The sequence below is a fragment of the Corynebacterium sp. 51B genome (assembly GCF_008930785.1).
Taxonomy (GTDB): Bacteria; Actinomycetota; Actinomycetes; order Mycobacteriales; family Mycobacteriaceae; genus Corynebacterium; species Corynebacterium megadyptis.
Genome location: NZ_PQMK01000008.1, coordinates 48,546 through 65,927, shown reverse-complemented (window position 1 = coordinate 65,927; position 17,382 = coordinate 48,546). Strand labels below are relative to the sequence as shown.

16 protein-coding genes are annotated in these 17,382 nt (G+C 63.7%); 9 read left to right on the top strand and 7 right to left on the bottom strand.

Annotation, left to right across the window (positions count from 1 at the left end; genetic code table 11):
• Positions 1-53 precede the first annotated feature (53 nt).
• From GBB14_RS09695 to GBB14_RS09675, 5 genes are all read left to right on the top strand, one after another.
• Positions 54-752: a metal ABC transporter ATP-binding protein gene (locus GBB14_RS09695; RefSeq protein ID WP_151529814.1), complete on the top strand. Its 699-nt coding sequence runs from the start codon at positions 54-56 to the stop codon at positions 750-752.
• On the top strand, positions 753-1,634 hold the full coding sequence (locus tag GBB14_RS09690; RefSeq protein ID WP_151529815.1) for a metal ABC transporter permease: 882 nt from the start codon (positions 753-755) through the stop codon (positions 1,632-1,634).
• A gap of 344 nt (positions 1,635-1,978) precedes the next feature.
• Positions 1,979-3,361: an MFS transporter gene (locus GBB14_RS09685; RefSeq protein ID WP_151529816.1), complete on the top strand. Its 1,383-nt coding sequence runs from the start codon at positions 1,979-1,981 to the stop codon at positions 3,359-3,361.
• Between the two features lie 78 nt (positions 3,362-3,439).
• Positions 3,440-5,053, top strand: coding sequence for an ABC transporter ATP-binding protein (locus GBB14_RS10785; protein WP_151529817.1), 1,614 nt, complete (start codon positions 3,440-3,442; stop codon positions 5,051-5,053).
• A complete protein-coding gene (locus GBB14_RS09675) occupies positions 5,050-6,861 on the top strand; it encodes an ABC transporter ATP-binding protein (RefSeq protein ID WP_151530501.1) in 1,812 nt (603 codons plus the stop codon). Before GBB14_RS10785 ends, GBB14_RS09675 begins: the two co-directional genes overlap by 4 nt.
• Positions 6,862-6,949: 88 nt before the next feature.
• Here the strand turns inward: GBB14_RS09675 and rlmB are convergent, their stop codons facing one another.
• The 5 genes from rlmB to GBB14_RS09650 all read right to left on the bottom strand — a co-directional run bounded on the left by rlmB (position 6,950) and on the right by GBB14_RS09650 (position 11,225).
• On the bottom strand, positions 6,950-7,894 hold the full coding sequence (rlmB, locus tag GBB14_RS09670; protein WP_151529819.1) for a 23S rRNA (guanosine(2251)-2'-O)-methyltransferase RlmB: 945 nt from the start codon (positions 7,892-7,894) through the stop codon (positions 6,950-6,952).
• A 133-nt stretch (positions 7,895-8,027) separates the two neighbouring features.
• On the bottom strand, positions 8,028-9,404 hold the full coding sequence (gene cysS / locus GBB14_RS09665; RefSeq protein WP_151529820.1) for a cysteine--tRNA ligase: 1,377 nt from the start codon (positions 9,402-9,404) through the stop codon (positions 8,028-8,030).
• 5 nt (positions 9,405-9,409) lie between these two features.
• Positions 9,410-9,898: a 2-C-methyl-D-erythritol 2,4-cyclodiphosphate synthase gene (ispF, locus tag GBB14_RS09660; protein ID WP_151529821.1), complete on the bottom strand. Its 489-nt coding sequence runs from the start codon at positions 9,896-9,898 to the stop codon at positions 9,410-9,412.
• Positions 9,891-10,625, bottom strand: coding sequence for a 2-C-methyl-D-erythritol 4-phosphate cytidylyltransferase (ispD, locus tag GBB14_RS09655; protein ID WP_151529822.1), 735 nt, complete (start codon positions 10,623-10,625; stop codon positions 9,891-9,893). Before ispD ends, ispF begins: the two co-directional genes overlap by 8 nt.
• A gap of 21 nt (positions 10,626-10,646) precedes the next feature.
• Positions 10,647-11,225: a CarD family transcriptional regulator gene (locus GBB14_RS09650; RefSeq protein ID WP_151529823.1), complete on the bottom strand. Its 579-nt coding sequence runs from the start codon at positions 11,223-11,225 to the stop codon at positions 10,647-10,649.
• Positions 11,226-11,705: 480 nt separating this feature from the next.
• Between GBB14_RS09650 and GBB14_RS09645 the strand changes: the two genes are divergently transcribed.
• Positions 11,706-12,260 carry a hypothetical protein gene (locus GBB14_RS09645; RefSeq protein WP_151529824.1) on the top strand — a complete coding sequence of 185 codons (555 nt, stop codon included), beginning with the start codon at positions 11,706-11,708 and terminating at the stop codon, positions 12,258-12,260.
• A 168-nt stretch (positions 12,261-12,428) separates the two neighbouring features.
• A complete protein-coding gene (radA, locus tag GBB14_RS09640; RefSeq protein WP_151529825.1) occupies positions 12,429-13,847 on the top strand; it encodes a DNA repair protein RadA in 1,419 nt (472 codons plus the stop codon).
• 3 nt (positions 13,848-13,850) lie between these two features.
• Here the strand turns inward: radA and GBB14_RS09635 are convergent, their stop codons facing one another.
• Entirely contained in the window at positions 13,851-14,516 is a 666-nt protein-coding gene (locus GBB14_RS09635) for a hypothetical protein (protein ID WP_192796111.1), read from the bottom strand.
• Between the two features lie 99 nt (positions 14,517-14,615).
• Complete coding sequence (locus GBB14_RS09630) at positions 14,616-15,245, bottom strand: carbonic anhydrase (protein ID WP_151529826.1); 630 nt, start codon at positions 15,243-15,245, stop codon at positions 14,616-14,618.
• Positions 15,246-15,328: 83 nt separating this feature from the next.
• Between GBB14_RS09630 and GBB14_RS09625 the strand changes: the two genes are divergently transcribed.
• Positions 15,329-16,219, top strand: a complete 891-nt coding sequence (locus GBB14_RS09625; RefSeq protein ID WP_151529827.1) for an A/G-specific adenine glycosylase — start codon at positions 15,329-15,331, stop codon at positions 16,217-16,219.
• Between the two features lie 87 nt (positions 16,220-16,306).
• Complete coding sequence (locus GBB14_RS09620) at positions 16,307-17,380, top strand: iron ABC transporter permease (RefSeq protein WP_151529828.1); 1,074 nt, start codon at positions 16,307-16,309, stop codon at positions 17,378-17,380.
• Positions 17,381-17,382: the final 2 nt, after the last annotated feature.

Below are 17,382 nucleotides of genomic sequence, written 5' to 3'. Positions count from 1 at the left end.
CTGGGACGATAACCGTCCCAGAACCGGCGGACACGAAGGCTAGAATTGCAGCAATGATCCTTTCGCTGACTAGCGCGACGGTGACTCCCCTATGGCACGATCTTTCTTTCGATCTCACGCCAGGGGAGTTTCTGGCCGTATTGGGCCCCAATGGCGTGGGAAAATCCACGCTGCTCCACGCCATCATGGGCAACCGCGAACTCTCCTCAGGCTCGATCTCCGCAACCAATAAGATCGGCTACATTCCCCAGCAGCGAATGTTTGATCCCGAACTGCCACTACGCGCCCGCGACCTTGTATCGCTGTCCTTGGCACACGGGGTACTGCGTCATCGCCGCCCACGGGCCGGCCAAGTTGATGAGCTCCTCGCAATGGTGGGGGCGAGCAGCTTCGGCTCGACGCGCGTGGGCCGGCTCTCGGGCGGACAGCAGCAGTTGATTCGCCAGGCACAGGCTTTCGGCGGCGACCCCGAGCTGTTGCTCTGTGACGAGCCCCTGCTCTCCCTCGACTTCCGCGCCTCTGGCGCGACAGTGCGGCGCCTTGATGAGCGACGTCGCGCCGGCATGGCGGTGGTGTTTGTTACGCACTCGATTAACCCGATTCTCTCGGTCACCGACCGCGTGCTTTACATCGGTCCGAGAGGCCACACCTTGGGCACGGTTTCTGAGGTGATGCGCTCGGAGATCCTCAGTGAGCTATACGGAACTAAGGTCACGGTCGCCGAGGTCGATGGCCGTTTGGTGGTGGTGTAAATGACTATCTCGACCCTCATAGAAGACACCGCCTACCTGCTGGGCGTCAGCTTCGTGCAGGATGCACTCATCGCAGCCGCTCTGCTCGGCATTGTCTCAGGCGTGATGACACCTCTGATTGTGCTACGACAGATGTCCTTTTCTGTGCATGGAACCTCAGAGCTCGCCCTGATGGGCGCCTCCGCCGCACTGTTGGCTGGCATGAATATCGGTCTGGGAGCCGTGATTGGCTCCGTGATCGCCGCGATTGTACTGGCACTTTTGGGCATGAAACGCCAAGACAGCGCCGTGGGCGTGGTGATGAGCTTCGGCATGGGCCTGTCCGTGCTGTTCATTCACCTCTACCCCGGCAAAACCTCTACCGCCTTTTCTCTCCTCACTGGGCAAATCGTGGGCGTATCCTCTGCCTCGCTGTGGCTTCTTGCCGCCGTGGTCGTGGTCGTGGTGGGGGCCGTGGTGATCTTCTGGCGGCCGCTACTTTTTGCCAGCGCCGACCCGCAGCTGGCCGCCGCGAGCGGCATCCCCACCCGCTGGGTGGCTGTTGGCTTCGCAGTTCTGGTTGGCCTCACCGCTGCCCAGTCGGTGCAGATTGTGGGTGCCCTGCTCGTGATGAGCCTGCTCATCACCCCCGGCGCGGCAGCCGTGCAGATTACCTCCCACCCCGTGCGCGCCGTGATTTATTCCACCCTGTTTGCGGAAATCTCTGCGGTGGGCGGCATTATCCTCTCGCTCGCCCCAGGCCTTCCCGTCTCAGTATTTGTCACTACGCTGTCCTTTCTCATCTATCTCGTATGCCGCGGCATCGGAGCGGTTCGGGACCGCCGCATCACCCCAGCGGAACACTCGCAGCACCTGCAGGAACCACACTGCGATCCCTTATAAAGGCAGCATCCTTTTGTTGAGTGCACGCCGAGCGTTCGAAACGCTCGGCGTGCACTTTTCACTTTTCCACTCTGTGCCCCTAGCTCACTCCCGATGCACTCCATGCACTCCGCGGCAGAGTTGCTGGTGCTCAGCCGGAAAATATTACAAATCAATAACGTTTGCTAGTATTCAGTGAGTCAGCACACAACACGCGCCACACCGCGGGCTAGCTAACCCTCACGAGGCGACCGTGCCCCGAATTTTAACCTTCCATGCCACGTGCCTCGCAGTTGCTTGGAAGGACGGCTGAAAATATACTTGCGTCAATTTCCATAAATCCCTCCTACCTCACGGATATACATATGGCACACGAACCACACACTCAGGGCATTTCTTTTGCCGAGCGACGCCGCGTCCTCGCGGCCACCACTATCGGCACTGCCATCGAGTGGTACGACTACTTCCTCTATGCCGCGGTTGCCGGACTGGTCTTCAAAACCACCATGTTCGGTTCCCTCGAAGGTGGATTGGCCACGGTCATTGCCTTCCTCACCGTTGGCCTGTCCTTCCTCTTCCGCCCCCTGGGTGCCTTCCTCGCTGGCCACTACGGTGATCGCGTCGGCCGCCGCGTAGTACTCATGATCACCCTCTTTGCCATGGGCTTGGCTACTACCCTCATTGGCCTGTTGCCCACCTATGAGACCGCCGGTATCTGGGGCCCGATCCTGCTTATTGCCCTACGCATCATCCAAGGCATCTCTGCCGGTGGCGAGTGGGGCTCGGCGGTACTGCTGGCCGTTGAGCACGCCCCCAATAACAAGCGCGGCATCTACGGCGCCGGCCCACAGATCGGTGTGCCTTTGGGCCTGCTGATGTCCTCGGCTGCGCTGTCGATGATGACCTATATCGCGCCCGGTGATGCCTTCATGGAGTGGGGCTGGCGCATCCCCTTCCTCTTCTCCATCGTGCTGGTGGCGATCGGCTACTTCGTGCGCCGCGGGGTAGACGAGTCCCCGGTGTTCTCCGAGATCGCCGAACGCAAGCAGGACGAAGTGACCAACCCCATCGGTGTGCTCTTCAAGAATTTCCTCCCCGTGGTCATCACCGGCGCCCTCATCTTCGCCGGCAACTCCGCCGTGGGCTATATGACGGCCGGCGGCTACATTCAGAACTACGCCAGCGACAATGTGGGCATTGAGCGCTCCGTGGTGCTCAATGCCGTCACCGTCTCGGCGTTCACGTGGATGATCTTCACTCTGTTCGCGGGCTGGGTCTCGGACTATATCGGCCGTCGCGGCACCTATCTCATCGGCTTCGTGCTGCAGGCCGTGGGCGCCGCTGCCCTCTTCCCACTCACCAATACCGGCGATGTGAGCAAGCTCTACATGGCGCTCATTCTGCTCACCGTTGGCCTCGGCCTGACCTATGGCCAGCAGTCCGCCATGTACGCCGAGCTCTTCCCCGCCTCTATCCGCGCCTCGGGTGTGTCCATCACCTACGCCTTCGGCTCGATCGTGGGCGGCGCCTTCGCCCCGACCATTGCTGCGGCACTGGTGGGCGCCACCGGCACGACCTTCGCTGTGAGCGTCTACCTGGTCATCGCCTCGTGCGTTGGCTTCTTCTGCGCGTTCATCCTGCGGGAACGCGCCGGCATTCCCTTGACTCCCACCCACGAGTCCCGCCAGTCCGAAAGCCACTTCCGGTTCCAGCCGGCCCCGCAGGCAGAGTCCGCCACCATGTCCTAGTAGCCCGCTGTGCTCGCCTGCCGAGCACAGGGCATCCTTTAGTGCGCTATCTCACTATCGTGTTGTAGCTTGGGCATTATGGCTCGGACATCTTTTTCTCAGCTCACGAGGCCGCGCCCGCTTCCTACGTGGCTGTGGTTCGCGCCCACGAACCCGCCCGAGGAAGAAGAGATCGCCCTCGTTCGTTCTGCGGCGGAGGGTTCGTGGCCGGGTAATACTCGCGCCACGTGGCGCGCCTTCTTCTCCTTCCCCAAGGTCGCCTCGCTCTCGCTGGCCTTGGGGCTTTTGATCACCCCTCTATCTGTCGTGGTCTCACGCCTGCTCGGTGTCATCACCGATCGTCTCCTCGGCGAGACCATCTCTTTTGCAGAGGTGCTCATTCCCCTGCTGATCATCGTGGTTCTCTACGTCATCAGCTGGATCGCCGAGATACACAGCGCCGCCTTCGTGGAGCTCGGGCGTGTCCGTCTCGTGCACCGCATCCGTAATGCCGTGGTTGAGCGGCTCTTAAGCGCCCATGATCTGCACACATCACCGGGCACGGTGATGAACACCATCGACGAGGACTCCCACACCGTCTCGCTTACTAAGTACCTCAATACCTTCCCGCTGCAGATGGTGATGATGCTCCTCGCCACCACGATCGTGGCGATTCCCATCGACTACCGCCTAGCCCTGCTCATCCCCCTCGGTGGCCTCACCACTCTCGCCGCCTCGATGTACACCGGCCGGTTCATCACTCAGGTTGCGTCCTCGCGCCGCACCGCTGAGGCTCACGTTGTCTCCTTGGGCACCGATTTTGCCCAGGGCTCCCGCGTGATCAAGGGGCTTGGCGCGGTCGACACCTGCGAGAAGCGATTCGATGAGGCCGCCACTCACTCGCTGCGGGCCATGCTTCACGACGCTCGCATCGCGTTTTATGCCTCCCTTGCCCGGCAGTTCGTCCCCGTGGTGTTCATTGTTGCCTGCGTGGCTCTGGCCGGAACCTTGGTGAGCTCGGGTGATATCACCGCCGGCGAGTTCATGACGATTATGCTCAGTGCTCCACCGGCACTATTTATCAGCGGTAAGGCCCTGGGGCTCTCGGTGGAAACCGTGGCCCGCGCCAGCACCTCCGCCGGTCGTATTCACCAGCTCGTGGCGGGCTTCGATACCACGAGCGCCGCACAGCGCTACACCACTACCTCCGCTACCGGCCTAGTTGTGGCCGATAGCGATCCCGGCTGGGCAGGGCTGCGGGTGCCGCATGTGAGCACCATTTTCGCCACGAGCCTGCGGGAAAACCTGGATCCCGAGCACAGCCACAGCAACGCGGAACTACGCCACGCCCTCGATGTCGCCTGCTGTGACGACATCGTGCGCCGCCTCGGCGGCTATGGGCCCGATGGCGAGCTACCCACTGGGGCCATCGGCGAGGCCGGGTTGAATCTCTCGGGCGGGCAGCGCCAGCGCATCGGCGTGGCCCGCGCCGTACTCAGCGACGCTGAGGTGCTCATCTTCGATGAACCCACCACCGGCCTGGACGCGGTGACGCTCTCGCGGGTGATTCACAACGTGAAGCAGCAGCGTGCCACCCAGCTCACCGTGGTGATCAGCAGCTCGCGGGCATGGCGCCACGCCGCCGATCGCATTCTCGCTGCCGAGGACACACCCGCTCGCGCTGCGACGCAGGATAAGGAGGACGCCTCATGAGCCAGAGCGAGAATCTTGGGGCCGATGCCCTCGCCCCCGCTACTCCCCGCGAGAGCCTGCGCTATCTGCGTAGCCTGCGCGCCTATCCCCGCCGCTGGTGGTGGGCACTGCTGGTGGCTGTGGCGATAGTGACAGTGGCGGCGCAAAACCTCAGCTCGGTCATCATGGGCCGCTCCATCGACGTGTTCGCGGGGCGTTCCTTCAGTATTTTTGGCTCCGGCCCCGCCGCGGTCACCTGGGTACTTATCGCCATCGGCGCTCTCACCCTAGTCCGGATGTTCACCACCGAGCTCGTGGTGTATATGTTGTCCATTCTCACCCGCACGGTCTCGGTTGAGCTGCGCCAGCGCTGTCTTTCGGCCGTGCTCCGCGCCCCCGCACCACGCATTTTGGAGCTCGGCACGGGCAATGTGATTACCCGCCTGACGCGCGATATCGATAACCTCTACCGCACCGTCACCATGGTGGGGGCGCGGCTGGTGATCACCCTGGTGATGTTTCCGCTCACGCTCATCGCCACGGTGGCGATCCACCCCGCGTTCCTGCTGTGCTGGGTGCTCGTGGCCGTGCCCGTGGGGCTATTTTTGCGCCGCTCGCTCAGCGAACTACCCGCCGCGGTCAACCGTGCCGCTGCCGCCGAGGCGCAGCGCAATAACGTGCTCCTCGACTCGATCCGGGGTTTCGACACTATCCACAATTATGGGTTGTCCCGCTGGGCCCGCCACCGCATGACTACTACCTCGTGGCAGGTCATCAACGCCGAGCGCATCATTATTCCTCTCAATGCGCGCATCCTCAGCGGCGGCTATGTCGGATTCTCTATTCTTTTACTCTCCACCACCGCGCTGGGCGCGTGGATGGCGGTGCAGGAGATCATCACCCCCGGCGAAGCGGCCGCCGCGATCCTCCTAGCGTTCCGCATGGAAATTCATATTTTCAATGTGCTCGACTTCGCCAGCATGATCCAATCGGCCTCTACCTCCTTGGGCCGCGCGGTGTCCTTGGCGCTGCTCAGCGGCCAGGACAAGGACGATAACGAGGAGGATCTCACCACCCCTCCCGCGATCACCGTGGAGAATCTGAGCTTCAGCTATGACGGCGGCCAATCGAATGTGATTGAACCTCTCAACCTCACGCTCGAGGCCGGCAGTACCACCGCGCTCGTGGGCACCTCTGGCGCCGGAAAATCAACCCTCGCCCAATTGCTGAGCGGGTTGCTCGAGCCCAGTGGCGGCGCCATCTACGTAGACACCCCCACCGGCCGCATCAACACCGCGGAGGTCTCGCATAACTGGGTGGCGCGACATATCAGCATGGCCAACCAGGAAATGCACGTCTTCTCGGGCACCTTGCGGGAGGATTTGCAGCTTGCTCGGCCCGGCGCGAAAGACGCGGAGCTCATGACGGCGCTGGCGGCCGCGGGACTGCAGCCGCGGTCTCCGCTCTGGCAGCGCTGGCTGCCCCAGGGACTCGACACCGAGGTCGGTGCTGGGCACGAGGACCTCGCCCCAGAGGTGATGCAGCAGATAGCGCTGGCCCGGATCAGTTTGGTGGATCCGCCCGTTCTCATCCTGGACGAGGCCACCTCAGAGGCGGGCTCGGACTATGCCCAGGATCTCGAGGCCGCCGCCCAGCGCGCCGTCGAGGGTCGCACCGCCTTGGTGATCGCGCACCGGCTCGACCAATCCCGCAGTGCTGATCGTATCCTCGTCATGGAGCAGGGCCGCATCATCGAAGATGGCACGCACGAGGAGCTCATCGCCAATGGGGAACACTACGCCAGCCTCTATGCCCAATGGGCGGGCTAGCCCCGCGCGGATATCCTCTTTGCAACACGCAGCAGCGCCTCCCGAAAGAATCCCAGGAGGCGCTGCTGCGTAGTGCTGCGTTCTGCTGCTAGTGGCCGACGCGGCGTTGGCGGGCGAACTCGCTGAGCACCACGCCCGCTGCCACGGAGGCGTTGAGTGATTCCACCCACTCCGCCATGGGCACGGACATCAGGGTGTCACAGTTCTCCCGCACCAGCCGGGAAATACCCTTGCCTTCAGAGCCGACCACGATCACCACAGGAGTGGTGCCATCGTAGGTATCGAGGGTGTGATCGCCGCCGGCATCGAGGCCGACGACTTGGTAGCCATTGTCTTGGAAGGTCTTGACGGTGCGCGTCATGTTCGTCACCTTCGACACGGGCACGCGGGCGGCCGTGCCCGCGGAGCTACGCCAGGTCACGCCCGTGACGTGGGTGGAACGACGCTCGGGAATCACGACTCCGTGGCCACCGAAGGCTGCCACCGAGCGGATGATCGCGCCCAGGTTGCGCGGGTCGGTGATGTTATCCAAACACACCACCATGCCCGGTTCGGGGAGCGCGGCGATCTCGGCGATGAGATCCTCCACGTTTTTGTAGCTATAGGGCTCGATGAGCAGGCCAATACCCTGGTGCAGGCCATTGCCGGTCATCTGATCCAGCTCGGGGCGCGGCACCTCCACGATGGCGATGTCCTTGGACTTGGCCAAGGTGACGGCCTCGTTGAGGCGCTCATCATAGGCGGTTCCCGCCACCACGTATAGAGTCTGGGCGGGCACCTTGGCGTGCAGGCACTCCACCACCGGGTTGCGGCCGACGACCAACTCATCCACGGTGGTCTTTTTAAAGTGACGGCCCTGATCGCGGCGCTTCTTTTCCTGCTTGGCCTTATAGGCCTTGTGGTACTCGCGGTCCTCGGCCTTCGGGGTCGGCCCCTTGCCGCGCAGAGCCTTGCGCCCCAAACCGCCGCTGCCCTTGGGCGCGCCCTTCTTATTGGATTTACGAACGCCGCCGTGCCGGTTCTTCTGTCCCATGATTGTCTCTATTCCTCATACATCGTCTCGCGCACACCGCGGGTGCCTTCTCCAGGGCGCAACGCCGCGTCTGCGATGAACTGTCACTGGGCTCGCATCTACGGTGGCGCCGGTGCCAGCGCATCCGGTTAGCTTAGCTTAAAGTCCAGCTCGCGCCATCTTTGCCGTCTACCACGGTGATGCCTGCGGCCTGGAGGCGATCCCGCACCGCATCGGCGGTGGCCCAGTCCTTGGCGGCGCGGGCCTCGGCGCGGCGCTCCAGCTCGGCTCCGACCAAGACGTCCAGGGCCTTGGTGGCCTCGGAGTCGCCGCTATCGCGGCGGGCGGCCCACACTGGCGACTGTGGATCCACACCCAGCACCGCCGCCATGGCGCGCACCTGGCCGGCAACGGCGCGGGCGTCCTCGGTGCGCCCATCGGCCAGTGCTTGATTGCCGCGACGCACCGCATTGTGGATCTCTGCCAGCGCCGCGGGCACGCCCAGATCGTCGTCCATGGCCTGCTCGAAGGCCTCGGTCCAGGTGGTGGACTCCACTGGGCCCACGCGATCGAGGAAGGCCTCGATGCGGCGATAGCCCTGGGCGGCCTCGGTGAGCGACTGCTCCGAGTACTCCAGCATGGAGCGATAGTGGGCGGAACCGAGGTAGTAGCGCAATTCCACCGGCCGCACCAGCTCGAGGATATTCGGCACGGAAAGCACATTGCCGAGAGATTTCGACATCTTCTCCCCGGACATGGTGACCCAGCCGTTGTGCATCCAGAAGTTGGCGAAGCCATCGCCGGCGGCGTGCGCCTGGGCGGTCTCGTTCTCGTGGTGCGGGAATTGCAGATCCAGCCCGCCGCAGTGGATATCGAACTCCGCGCCAAGATAGGCGGTGGCCATGGCGGAGCATTCGATATGCCAGCCGGGACGCCCCCGACCCCAGGGCGAGGGCCAGGAGGGCTCACCGGGCTTAGCGGCTTTCCAGAGGGTGAAGTCGCGCGGATCGCGCTTGCCGGTGCCCGCCGATTCGCCTTGGTCCAGCTCCTCGAGCTTCTGGCCGGAGATCATGCCGTAGTTCTCGATAGTGGTGGGCTGGCAGTACACATTGCCCTCGGCGGCATAGCCGTGGCCATTGTCGATGATGCGCTGGATATAGTCGATCATCTCGGTGATATGGCCGGTGGCGCGCGGCTCGAGCGAGGGCGGGGTCACGCCCAATTGATCATAGGCCCAGGTAAAGGCGCGCTCGTGCGTGGCGGCCCACTCCCACCACGGCCGGCCGGCCTCGGCCGCTTTGCTCAGGATTTTATCGTCGATATTGGTGACGTTGCGGATAAACGCCACATCAAGGCCCTTGGCTTCCAGCCAGTTACGCAAAATATCGAAGGCCACACCGGAACGCACGTGCCCAATATGCGGGATGGTTTGCACGGTAGCGCCACAGAGGTAGACGCTGGCGTGCCCTTCCCGCACGGGGATGAAATCACGTTGGCTACGGGTTGCGGTATCAAAAATGCGTAAAGTCACGCCGCTTAGTCTAACGGTTGCCACACCACGGCGGTAGCAACGGCGGCGCGCCCCTCATGGCGGCCGGTGAAGCCTAAGTGGTCGGTCGAGGTGGCCGCGATGGATGCTGGGCAGCCCAGAATCTCGGAGATCTTTTCTTCTGCTTCTTGTCGACGCTGTCCTAATCGTGGAGACTGGCCCACAAGCTGGGCGGCAACGTTGCCGATGACAAACCCGTGTTCATCGAGCAGCTGGCGGCATTCGCGCAGGAGCTGCTCGCCACTCACGCCGTCATATTCGGCCCGCCCCACACCGACGAAACTACCCAAGTCGCCGAGGTTGGCCGCCGAGAGCAGGGCGTCGACAAGCGCGTGCGCCACAACGTCACCGTCGGAATGTCCCTCACAGCCGGGCTGGCCGGGGAAGAGAAGGCAGGCGATCCAGCAGTCTTTGCCGTCTTGGACTTGGTGGGCATCGGTGGCGATGCCGACGCGGGGAATGATGGGGCTAGTCACTGGGCACCTCGAAAATCGTGGACTCGGCGCTATCGGTCACCTGAGTGGCCAGGAGCATGTCCATGGGTGTGGTTACTTTAAAGGCCATGGGATCGCCCTGCACACAGCGCACCGGCACCCCGAACCATTCCATGAGGCTGGCATCGTCGGTGGCCACAAAACTCGGCTGGGCGAAATAGGCGCGGTTGGCCTCGCGGAGCACCGCCAAATCAAAACCCTGCGGGGTTTGCACGGCGCGCAAGGTGGAGCGGTCTGGGGTGGATGCCACTTGTTGCTGTCCGTCTACCTCGCGGATCTCTTTGATGGTATCCGCCACCGGCAGCACTGGGATGACCGCGGGTGCGCCTTGGACCACGGCTCGGGCGACGCGGGCGATCATGCCCGGCGGGGTGAGCGCGCGGGCGCTATCGTGCACCAGCACAACGCCCTGCTCATGCGTGATGGCCTGCAATCCGCGCCATACGGAATCGGCGCGCTCGGCACCGCCATGCACGAGGGTCACCTCGCCGTCAAGGCCCCGTTTCCGCAGCAAGGTGCGGGCGTAGTCCTCCATGTCTGGGCTGACGGTGACCACGATGGCATCGACCACTTGAGAGGTGAGCATCGCGGTGATGCTGCGCTCTAACAAGGTCACTCCGCGCAGCGGCACATAGGCCTTCGGCATCGGCGCACCGAGGCGGGTGCCGGAACCGGCGGCGGCAATAATCGCAGTCACTGTGGGGGACATGGCGGCGCGGCGGGGTGAGGGTTAGTCGTCGAAGTTGAGGTCGTCGAGGTCCACATCATCGAGGTCATCGTCCTCAACTGGGGCTGTGACTCCCGACGCGGCAGCGCGGTGCCGCGCGATGGCGTCGGCGTACTGCTTCTCGCGCTCCTCCGCCTTGGACTCGTCCAGCTCCTTAGCGAGGGCCAGCTCGCCCACTAGGATCTGGCGGGCCTTGGCCAGCATGCGCTTCTCACCTGCGGACAGGCCACGATCCTGATCGCGGCGCCACAGATCACGCACCACCTCGGCGACCTTATTCACATCACCCGAGGCGAGACGCTCCTGATTGGCCTTATAGCGGCGAGACCAGTTACCGGCCTCTTCCACATCCATATCGCGCAGCACCGAGAAGACCTTGCGCAGGCCCTCATCGCCCACGACATCGCGAACGCCCACCAGCTCCACGTTCTTGGCAGGAACCCGCACCACCAGATCGGACTGCAGGATCTGCAGCACGAGGAAGTCGAGCACGTCGTCTCCCATCTGCCGCTGCTCCATGGCCTCGATGCGGGCCGCACCGTGATGGGGGTAGACGACCGTGTCTCCGACCTTAAAATCCATACCTTTTGCACTCTCTTCACTGGGAAATGTGTGACTCACTGCGTTGGCGACTCCACAGTTCGCGGCGCGCACCGCGCCACGACACTGATACGTAAAGCGCGTCTATTCTAGCACGCCAGCAGTGTCACCTGCGGTGCCGGCCTAGCCGGTCTGGGCCCCTCCGCGACCCCTAGCGCATCCTGTGTTGCGCCGCGCCGGCGGGTGCAGCTCGGCAGTCGCGGGCACGCGCCAGCAGCACCGCCACAGAAGAGTGCCCAGTTAAGCTCACACGATCACCGCGGGAACAGCCCGCTTTACCTCCCGCAGCGGCGGTCTTCGCGGGGCGGACACACGTGGGATAGTGTGCCCTAAGCAGGCGGTAATACCCGTCTCAGTCTCGCCCCCGTACGGGGAAGAAACTGTGTGAATAACCTTAGAATTAGCTAGAGTGACTGTTAATAATCTAGATCCATGCGAAGCCTTAGATGGAGGGCATTGAACGTGAAGAATCCACTGAACTCGGCAGCCCGTCGCGCCGGACTGGCTGCGGTGGCCGGCCTCTCGGCCCTTGCACTCGCCGCCTGCGGTGCCGGACAGGTCTCCCAGACCTCTGATCAGGTTGCCGCTGTGGACGGTGCCTCCGCTGGCACCGAGGATGGCCTCATGGCTGTGCGGGATGTCCACGTGATTGTGGAGGACGACGCCACCACCGGCCTGAAGTTCACTGCGATCAACCAGGATCCGAGTGGCACCTCGCACACCCTTAAGTCCGTCGAGGTGGAAGGCAATGAGGTGCAGCTCTCCGCTAATCCCTCGCTGGGTCAGAACTGCTCTCTCGTGGCCGATACCGCGCAGAATATTAAAGCCCTGAAGAAGCCGGGCAAGGACGATACCTGCATCACCTACGCCACCTCCACCGTGAATAACCCGGGCTTCCCCGCCGGCGGCAACGTGAACGTCACCTTCACCTTCGATGACGCCACGATCGACATGATCGCCACCGTCACTGGCAACCAACAGGAGACCTTCATGAGCGAACGCGAAGTGGAGAACTAAACCACCACGGCGCGTGCCCTATCCGGTATCCTCAACACTTCCTCCAAGAGTTGATGATGCCGGATTTTTGCATTCTGGCATGCCCGCCGCGGCCGTGCTGCCCGCGTGCCCCGCTACTCCGCCTGTCCCTCTCTTGCCCACTCCCCTTGTCCAGAAAGGCTCTGCTGCATGGCCCGCAAACCCAAAACAGCATTCGTCTGCTCCGAGTGCGGCCACTCGAGCCCGAAGTGGCTGGGACGCTGCCCCAGCTGCGGCGAGTGGGGCACGCTGACAGAGCAGGCCGCCCCGCCCCAGCACGCCACGGGGCGTGGCGGCGCGGCGGCGTCTCGTTCCACCCAGGGGCTCACCCCCACCACGGCGGCGGCATCGATCACCAGCATCGACCCCACCTCCTCGCTGGCGATGACCACCGGTATCTCCGAACTAGATCGCGTGCTGGGAGCCGGCATTGTGCCCGGATCCGTGGTGCTGATGGCCGGCGAGCCGGGCGTGGGCAAGTCCACCTTGCTGCTGGAAGTCGCCGCCCGCTGGGCCGCGCAGCGTGAGGGGGAGAGCACCCGCACCGCCCTCTATGTCACCGCCGAAGAGTCCGCGGGGCAGGTCCGCATGCGCGCCGAGCGCACCGGCGGGCTGCGGGAGAGCCTCTACCTTGCGGCCGAGTCGGATCTCGACACCATTTTTGGCCACATCACGCAGCTCCAGCCCTCGCTGGTGATCGTGGACTCGGTGCAGACCGTCACCGCCGCCGATGTGGACGGCGTGCAGGGCGGGGTGGCCCAGTCGCGCGCGGTCACCGCCGCCCTGACCAGCATGGCCAAGGCCTCCGGTATTCCTGTGCTGCTGGTGGGTCATGTGACCAAGGACGGCACTGTTGCCGGCCCACGGGTACTCGAGCACCTCGTAGATGTGGTGCTCAACTTCGAGGGCGATAAGCACTCCTCGCTGCGCATGCTGCGCGGAATGAAGAACCGTTTCGGCGCCACGGATGAGGTGGGCTGCTTCGAACAAACCTCCTCCGGGATTAAGGAGGTGAAAGACCCCAGCGGGCTCTTCCTTTCCCACATGGGCACCACCCCCGATGGCTCGGCGGTGACGGTCACCATGGATGGGGTGCGCCCGATACTCGCCGAGGTGCAGGCCCTGCTCGTAGACACGCAATCGAAGAATCCGCGGCGCGCCGTCACCGGCCTCGACGCCACCCGCGTGCCGATGATCCTGGCGGTGCTGGCGGCCCGCGCTCAGAAGCGCTCGGACGATAAAGAGGTGTATGTCGCCACGGTCGGGGGCATGCGGGTCAGCGAGCCCGCGGCGGATCTCGCGGTGGCGCTGGCCACGGTGAGCGCGATGAATCGTCGTCCGCTGCCCTCCCGCACCGTGGTGCTTGGCGAGGTCGGCCTGGCCGGGGAGATTCGGCGGGTCCCGGACGCCGATAAGCGCCTCGTGGAGGCCAGCCGCCTCGGCTATACCCGCGCCCTGATACCGGCGGGGAATCTGCCCGCCGGCGCACCGAAGGGCGCCCGATCGATGGATATTAGAGAAGTAGCCACGATCCAGGATGCGATCGTGGCTCTCGATTCTCGGCGCTAGCGGCTATTTCAGGTTGAAGGTCACAGCCTCGGAGGCATTATCGCCGATGACGGTGTGCAGGAAGTAGGCGCCGCTGGGCACCCGCTGCCGGTTATCGCACTGCCCCGGCGCCGAGGTGGTCTTGGACCACTGCGCCTCATAGTTGGTCTCGGTTCCTGCCTCGAAGACCTTATCGGAGTCATCCTCCGGCGGGTTGCAGTCCGTGTCCGCCCACACCCGCTCGCTGGTGTCGAGGTTATACACCTCATAGCGCAGCTGCTCCTTGCTCAGGTCAATGGTGCAGTCCGCCTTGGTGGGGTTATTGACGATCATGTAGAAGGTCGGAGTCTGGTTCGGTTCGAACTCCGATTGCCTCATCTCCGCCCGGATCTCTAGATCCTCCAGGCGGCAGCTGGGCTTCGGCTCTTCCTTCGCGGAGGTTTCGACGCTTGTCGACGACTCCTCCGAGTCAGCTTCGCCCTCGTCTGTGTTCGTCTCCTCATTACTAGCAGAGGTGGCGGTGGTCTGTGCGGCGTTATCCTGTTCGGTGGAGTTATCGTCCCCGCCGGCCAGCGCGCTGATGATCCACACAAGCAGGCCAATGACGACAACCAAGATCACCACGGCCGCAACGCGGCGGCGCATGTAGATCTCATCGGGCAGTCTCTTCTGCGGTCTGGGAGTGTTCACGCACTCTAGCTTAACTGCACTCCCTGCGAGACAGCCGGCAACTACACCGGCGTGTCTGCCTCATTCTTACAGCTCAGCGCCCGAATCCTGGGCCGGAATCTACTCCACGCCGAAGGCGATGAGCTTCTCCACCACACCGTCGTCGATGCGGTAGCGCGCGCTGACGACACCGAGCGTTCCGGCGTCGACAAGCTCCTGAATGATTGGGATACGATGAATGACCGACTTCAGCGTTTGGAGGGCGTGCTCACGTTCAAAGTCATCGGTGGTGTCACCACCCTTGCGGCGGGCCTCGATGACGGAGGGAGCCACCTGCTGCACCAGCTCGCGTTGGAAACGCTCGGGAATGGGGCCCTCGTCGAGCGCGCCGACGGTGGCAGCAACCGCACCGCAGTATTGGTGGCCGAGTACCACCAATAGCGGCACGCCGAGGCCCTCCACCGCGAATTCCAAGGAGGCCAGCACGGCGTTGTCCACGGTTTCTCCGGCGGTGCGGATCACGAAAACATCGCCGAGTCCCTGATCGAAGATGGTCTCAATGGGTGCACGCGAATCCGAGCAGGCCAGTACGCACACGCTCGGCGCCTGCCCCTCACGCAATTCTTCGCGACGCTGCGAGCACTGGCGAGGATACGCGGGACTCATCTCCCGCCATCGCCTATTGCCCTCTTGCAACACATCCCAGGCTTCCTGTGGAGTGAGCGTCTTGTAGTTTTCAGCTTTACCCATACGTGTCATTCTTCCACTCCGGCAGGACATCATGGGTGCTTATTACTCCCCATATCCCCCCCCGACTAGGCTAATAAACCCTGATGTTTAACTCGGCCGCACTTCTGACATGGTTCACCGCCCACCGCCGCCCATTGCTGTGGCGCGCGCCCGGCACCAGCGCCTGGGGCGTGCTCGTCTCCGAGGTCATGAGCCAGCAGACCCCGGTGGCGCGGGTCGAACCGCAGTGGGAGGCATGGATGCGGCGCTGGCCCACCCCGCAGGATGTGGCGCAGGCCTCCACCGCAGACATCCTCACCGCCTGGGATCGGCTGGGCTATCCGCGCCGAGCGCTGCGGCTCAAGGAATGCGCCCAGGCCATCACCGACCGCCACCACGGCGAGGTTCCCGCCGATCTTGCAGCACTGCTGGATCTGCCCGGTATCGGCGACTACACCGCTCGTGCGGTCCTCGCTTTTCATTATCGACGCCGCGTTCCGGTGGTTGATACCAATGTTCGGCGCGTCATCTCCCGGGCGGTGCACGGCCGCTATCTGCCCCGACCTGCTCGCAAGAAGGACCTAGCCGATGTGGAGGCGCTGCTGCCCGCCGGCACCGATGCCGCAGCAGAGGAGCGCGCCGCGGAGCTGTCCACCGCCATCATGGAGCTCGGCGCACTGGTCTGTACCGCCTCCTCGCCGCGCTGCACGGAATGTCCCTTGCTGAAGAGCTGTCGCTGGCAGCTCGCGGGCTGCCCCGAGCCCAGCGCGGCGGAACTAGCGGCCAGCAAGAAGCGAGTACAGAAATTCCAGGGCACCGATCGCCAAGTGCGGGGAAAGATTATGGCCTTGGCCCGCGCCCACAAACAGGTACAGCGGGCAGAGATCGATGCGGTGTGGGAGGACAAGGCACAGCTGGCGCGGGCACTATTTTCGCTGCTCGACGACGGTTTACTCGAAGCGGTAGCCGACGACCATTTCGCCCTGCCGCGCTAAGAACACGGCACGGGAGAGCAACCAGCACAGCACTCTGGCGACAGGGTAGGCTTACTTTAATATTTTGTCTGCGTACTAAGGGAGCCCATGACTACCCTCGCCACTCGGCGTCGCCGCGCCGACGCCGCCCAGCGCCCGCGCGGCCAGCGCTATCGCACCCTCTGGATCGCCGCGCTCATCGGCGCCTGCCTGCTCAGCATAATCGCCAATATCGCCCTGGGGCAGTACGGCATAGCCCCACAGCGCACCATCGAATCCTTATTTGCCGGGCCCTATGGCGACACTGGGGTGGATGCCACCCATTCCGTGATCTGGAATGTGCGCATGCCCCGCGTTGTTTTAGGCCTCCTCGTCGGTGCCGCCTTGGGCGTAGCGGGGGCGCTGCTGCAAGGCTTATTGGGCAATCCCCTGGCAGAACCCGGCGTGATCGGCGTGACCAGTGGCTGCGCCGTGGGCGCGGCCGTGGCCATCGTGTTCAACCTCGTGTTTGTCTCCACCGCGACGGTGCCCGTGCTGGCGTTTATCTCCGGTATCGCCACCGCGGCCTTGGTGTATCTGCTCTCCTCCATCCGCGGCAGCGTCAAAGTGGTGACCCTGATCCTCACCGGCATCGCCGTCAATGCTGTCGCTGGGGCCGCCATTAGCTTCTTGGTGTTTTTGGCACCCACTACCTCCCGCGAGCAGATCATCTTCTGGCAGATGGGCTCGCTCAACGGCGCCCAATGGCCGCACGTGGTGACAGTCCTTATTCCCATCGCGGTCTGCATTGCTCTTGCTATTCGCATCTCCCCCTCACTGGACTTATTGGCGCTCGGCGAGCGCGCCGCCGCCCATGCCGGGGCGAATATGAAGGTGCTGCGCCCAGGAGTGATCGCCCTCTCCACTGCGCTGTGCGCCGCAGCGGTGAGCTTCGCCGGCATCATCTCCTTTGTCGGGCTGATCGTGCCGCATATTTTGCGCCAAGGTATCGGCCCCTCGAATCGCTGGCTGGTGCCGCTCTCTGCGATCGGCGGCGCCACCCTCGTCACCGGCGCGGATCTGGTGGCCAGAATCCTCATCCCCTATTCCGAATTGCCCATCGGCATCTTCACCGCCCTCGTGGGCGGGCCGATGTTCTTCGTGCTACTGCGCCGCAACTTGCTCAAGCGCGGCCAGCTCTAAAC